Annotated in this window: 1 protein-coding gene; it reads right to left on the reverse strand. The window is 73.2% G+C overall.

The features are described 5' to 3' along the window. Window positions 1-5,840, reverse strand: a 5,840-nt coding sequence (locus DQP58_RS25615) for a non-ribosomal peptide synthetase (RefSeq protein WP_114149372.1), incomplete at both ends; no start/stop codon positions are given.

Below are 5,840 nucleotides of genomic sequence, written 5' to 3' on the forward strand. Positions count from 1 at the left end.
TAGGGCGCGGGCGCCGGCAGCCGCTGGCCGGTGTAGCAGGCGAACGTTTCGTTCAGCAGGATCGGCACCGACCAGCCGTCGAGCACGATGTGGTGGATGGTAAGCACCAGCCGGTGCCGATCGTCGCCCGTGCGGATCAGTGCGGCGCGCACGGCCGGCTGGTCGGCCAGGTCGTAGACCGCGGCGCGTTCGGCGGCGCACAACCGCTGGATCCGCTCTTCGGGCGCGCTGCCGTTGGGCCTGGTCTCGAGGTGGCGCCAGGCCAGCGCCGGGTCGGCCGGGATGATCTGGACCGGCTCGTCGAACTCCTCGCAGAATCGGGCCACCAGGTGCGGGTGCCGGCCGACCACGGTGTGCATGGCGTCACGCAGCCGGTCGGCGTCCAGCGGGCCGGTCAGGGTGAGGTCTAGCTGCACCGCGTACAGGTGGTCTTCCAGCTGGTCCCGGCCGTCCCGCCGGGAGCCGGCGTGGAAGAGCAGGCCCTCCTGCAGCGGGGTCAGCGGCAGCACGTCGGCGATCCGGCCGCGCCGCTCGAGCCGCTCGATCTGCTGCTGGTCCAGGCGCGCGGGCGCGATGTCCGACGGGGTCAGGCCGCCGCCGCCGTGGCGCACGTGCGCGCAGATGCCGGCCAGGGCCTCGAACCACAGCCGGCTCAGGCGGACGATCTGGTCGCGGTCCAGCGCCGAGGCCGCCCAGGTCCAGTTGGCGTGCAGCTGCGGGCCGTCGGCGGTGTCCATGGTGCCGGCGTTGAGGTCGACGGTGTGCATCAGCGGCATCGGCACCGCGGTGCTGGCCGCGGTGGCCGACGACCCGTCCGGACTGATTCGCCACAGCTCGTCGGAGAGCTCGTGCACCGCGCCGCCCAGCCGGCCCAGGTAGTTGAACCCGATGGTCGGGTCGGGGCCGTCCAGGTCGACGTCGCTGTTGAGGTAGCGCAGCAACCCGTAGGTGAGCGGGTCCGGCAGCGCGCGCAGCTGCTCTTTGGCGTCCTTGATCAGCGCGCCCAGGATCGGCGCGCCGGAGGTGACCTGCGACCAGGACAGTCCGCCGACGTGCCCCGCGAGGTTCAAAGCCACCGGGTACTTGGTGGTGAACCACCCGACGGTGCGCGACAGGTCGACTCCGGCGGCCAGTTCCTCGTGGCGGCCGTGGCCCTCGACGTCGATGCCGACGGGGGTGCCGACGGCGAGACGGGGGCCCAGGAATTCGGCCCAGGCCAGGGCGAACCCGACCAGCAGGATGTCGTTGACGCCGGCGTGGAATGCCGCCGGCGCCTCGGCGAGCAGCGTGCGGGTGGTCGTGGCGTCCAGCGTCACCGCCATGTTCTCGGCGGTCTCGTAGGTGTCGACCTCCGGCCGCACCGCGGGGAGCGGCGAGGGGGTCGCGGCCACCCGCCGCCAGGCCTCGGCCTGCTCGGCCACGGCCGGTGACTGCGCGTGCTCGGTCAGCAGCGTGGCCCAGCGCGCGAACGAGGTGCCACCGGCGGGCAGCGCGACGGGTTGGCCGTGGTGGTGCTGGCCCCAGGCGATGTTGAGGTCCTCCAGCAGCACCCGCCAGGAGACGCCGTCGACCGCCAGGTGATGGATGATCAGCACCAGCTGACGCGCGGAGGTCACCCACAGGGCGTTGAGCATCACCCCGGCGGCCGGGTTCAGCCGCGACCGCGCCTCGACGATCGCCGCGTCCGAGAGCTCGTCGACGGTGTGCACCCGCTGGGCGGCATCGACCGAGCCCGGCTCGGGCACCCGCAGCGACCACTCGCCGGCGCTCACGTCCCCGACGTCGGCCGCGCGATCGACGCGCAGCCGCAGCATGGCGTGCCGGTCCAGCAGGGCCTGCAACACCGCCACCACGTCGGCCTCGGTGACGCCGTCGGGCGCCTGCAGCACCATCGTCTGGTTGAACTGATCGACCGGGCCGCCTGCCCTTTCCAGGCTGCGCAGCCACTCGATGATCGGGGTGGCGACGACCTCGCCGACGCCCTCGTCGAGCACGCCCTGCTCGCCGTCGGTGACGCCGGCCACCCGGGCCAGCCGCGCCACGGTCTGCTCGGTGAAGATGTCGCGGGTGCGCAGCGCCAGGCCGGCGGCCCGCGCGCGGGTCACCACCTGCATGGAAGAGATGCTGTCGCCACCGAGGTCGAAGAAGGAGTCGTCGACACCGACCCGGTCGACGCCCAGGATCTGGGCGTAGATGCCGGCCAGGGTCTCCTCGGCCGGGGTGCCCGGGGCGCGGTAGCGGTCCACGTCGCGGTACTCCGGTGACGGCAGGGCCCGGACGTCGAGCTTGCCGTTCGGTGTCAGCGGCAGCGCGTCGAGCGCCACGACGGCCGCCGGGACCATGTAGGCCGGCAGGCGATCGGCCAGCCGGGCCCGGGCCTCGATCGGGTCCGCTCCCCCGGTGACGTAGCCGACCAGGCGCTTGTCTCCCGGCCGGTCCTCGCGGGCGACCACCGCCGCCTGGTCCACGCCGTCCAGCGCGGCCAGCGCCGAGCGCACCTCGCCGAGTTCGATGCGGTAGCCGCGGATCTTGACCTGCTCGTCGGCGCGGCCCAGGTACTGCAGCTGGCCCTCGACAGACCCAGAGCCGCCCCAGCGGACCAGGTCACCGGTGCGGTACATCCGCGATCCGGGCGCCCCGAACGGGCAGGCCACGAAGCGCGACGCGGTCAGCTCGGCGCGGCGCCAGTAGCCGACCGCAACGCCGCCGCCGGCGACATACAGCTCACCGACCACGCCGTGCGGCACCGGCCGCAGGGATTCGTCCAGCACGAACGCCGCTGCCGCCGGCACCGGGGAACCGATCGGCACTGGCCCGGTAGTGGGCGATCCGGCCTGCAGCGGGGCGCTGACCGCGGCGTACACCGTCGCCTCGGTGGGGCCGTAGGCGTTGATCATCCGGTGTCCGGGCGCCCACCGGTCGACCAGCTCGGCCGGGCAGGCCTCGCCGGCCACCACCAGCGCCGCCGAGTCCAGCCCCGCGGGCGACAACACGTCCGCCGCGGACGGGGTCTGGCTGATCACGGTGACCCGTTCGGCGACCAGCAGCGCGTGGAAGTCGTCCGGCGACCGGACCACCGAGTCGGGGATCACCACCAGGCGCCCGCCCTGCAGCAGCGCGCCGAAGATCTCCCACACCGAGACGTCGAAGGCCAGCGAGTGCCATTGCGACCAGACGCCCTCGCGGGGCAGACCGGAGTCACCGGACGCCAGCAGCCGGGCGACGTTGCCATGCGTGACGGCAACGCCTTTGGGGACACCGGTGGTGCCCGAGGTGTAGATCAGATAGGCGACGTCGTCGGCGGCCGGCGCCGGCAACGGGGTCGACGGTTGGCTGTGCACGGCCGGATCGTTCACGTCCAGGACGGCGACGTGGTGGCCGTAGAGCCGGTCGGCCAGCTCGGCGGTGCTGATCGCGACCATCGGCGTGGCGTCGGCGAGCATGAAGCCGATCCGCTCCGCCGGCAGCCCCGGGTCGATCGGCAGATAGGCCGCGCCGGTCTTGAGCACCGCCAGGATCGCCACGATCGCCTCGGCCGAGCGGCCGAACAGCAGCGCCACCCGTTCACCGCGGCTGACGCCGAGGCCGGTCAGCCGGTGGGCCAGCCGGTTGGCGGCGTCGTCGAGCTCGCGATAGGTCCACGAGCGGTCGTCGCAGCGCAGCGCCACCGCGTCCGGGGTGCGCGCCACCTGCCCGGCGAACAGCGCCGGAATCGAGGCGTCCACGGTCGCGGGCGCGGTCAGCGCCGCGCGGTTGCCCAGGGCGTCCAGGCGGGCGTGTTCGCGCCGGTCCAGCAGGTCCACCGTCGACAGGGTGCGGGTGGGATCGGCCGTCATCGCCTCCAGCACCCGCTGCAGGCGTCCGATCAGCGTCTCGATGGTGGCCGCGTCGAACACGTCGGTGCGGAACTCCACCCGCCCGCCGATCCCGGCGGGCTCGTTGTCCTCGCCCCAGCGTTCGGCCAGCGAGAACACCAGATCCATGCGGGCGACCTGGGTGTCCAGCGGTATCGAGGTCACCTGCACGTCGCCCAGGGCCAGACCGGCGTTGGGGTCGCTGTCCTGCCCGGCGAAGTTCTGCCAGGCCAGCATCACCTGCACCAGCGGGTGATGGGTCAGGCTTCGGGTCGGGTTGACGCGCTCGACCAGCACCTCGAACGGCACGTCCTGGTGCTCGAAGGCCTCCAGGCTGCGGGTGCGGACCCAGGTCAGAAGTTCGGTGAAGCTCGGGTCGCCGGCGAGGTCGACGCGGAGCACCAGGGTGTTGACGAAGAACCCGACCAGGTCGTCGAGCGCGGGGTCGCGCCGGCCGGCGATCGGGAAGCCGACCGCCACGTCGGTGCTGGCGCTGATCTTCGACAGCAGCACGGCCAGCGCGGCCTGCACCACCATGAAGCTGGTCGAGTTGTACTCGCGGGCCAGCCCGGCGACCTGCTGCTGCAGGTCGGCCGGCCACTCCACCTCGACGGCCGCCCCGCGCTGATCGGCGATCTGCGGGTAGGGCCGGTCGGTGGGCAGCTGCAACCGCTCCGGCATGCCGGCCAGCGCGTCCTGCCAGTAGGCGAGCTGCGCGGCGATGCGGCTGCCGCTGTCGGCGAGTTCGCCGAATTGCGCGCGCTGCCACAGCGTGTAGTCGACGTACTGCACCGCCAGCGGCTCCCAGTCGGGGGCCCGCCCGGCGCAGCGGCTGGCGTACGCCAGCCCGAGGTCGCGGACCAGCGGCCGCAACGACCAGCCGTCCGCTGCGATGTGGTGCACGACGGCCACCAGCACGTGTTCGTCGGCGGCGGTGCGGAACAGCGATGCGCGCAACGGGATCTGGGTGGCCAGGTCGAACGTTTCGCGGGCCGCGGCGTCGATCGCCTCGCGCAACCGGCCCGCCGACCAGCCGCGGGCGTTCACGTTCCGCCAGCTCAGATCGGCCTGCTCGACCGGGATCACCACCTGCTGGGGCGTTTCCCCGGTCACGGCGAACACCGTGCGCAGGCTCTCGTGGCGGGCCACCACGTCGGCCAGCGCCGCCTCCAGCGCCGCGACGTCCAGGCGGCCGTGCATCCGCATCGCCGCCGCCATGTTGTAGACCGGCGACGGTCCCTGCAGCTGGTCGAGGAACCACAGCCGGCTCTGCGCGAAGGACAGCGGGACCACCGCCGGACGCTCCCCCGCCACCAGCGGGTCGAGCCGGCCGGTGTCCTCGCCGATGCGCGGCGCCAGCTGCGCGACGGTGGGCGACTCGAAGATGACGCGCACCGGCACGCCGACGTCCATGGCGCTGTTGACCGCCGCGATCACCCGCATCGCCGAGATGCTGTCGCCGCCGAGGTCGAAGAAGGAGTCGTCGACGCCGACCCGCTCGACGCCGAGCACGTGGGCGTAGATGCCGGCCAGGATCTCCTCGGTGGGGGTGGTCGGCGAGCGGTAACCGGCAACGGAGTATTCGGGCGCCGGCAGGGCGCGGATGTCGAGCTTGCCGTTGAGGGTCATCGGCAGCGCGTCGAGCACCACCACCGCCACCGGGACCATGTAGGCCGGCAGCCGCTCGGCCAGCTGCGCGCGGGCCTCGGCGGGATCCGCGGTTCCGGTGATGTAGCCGACGAGGCGCTTGTCGCCCGGCCGGTCCTCGCGCGCGATGACGACCGCCTGCTCGACGCCGTCCAGCGCGGCCAGCGCCGAGCGCACCTCCCCGACCTCGATGCGGTAGCCGCGGATTTTCACCTGCTCGTCGGCGCGGCCGAAGTACTGCAGCTGGCCGTCCGGGCCCCAGCGGACCAGGTCGCCGCTGCGGTACATGCGCGCTCCGGGCTCGCCGAAGGGGCAGGCCACGAACCGGGTCGCGGTCAG

The sequence above is a fragment of the Mycobacterium colombiense genome, assembly GCF_003284975.1.
Lineage (GTDB): Bacteria > Actinomycetota > Actinomycetes > Mycobacteriales > Mycobacteriaceae > Mycobacterium > Mycobacterium europaeum_A.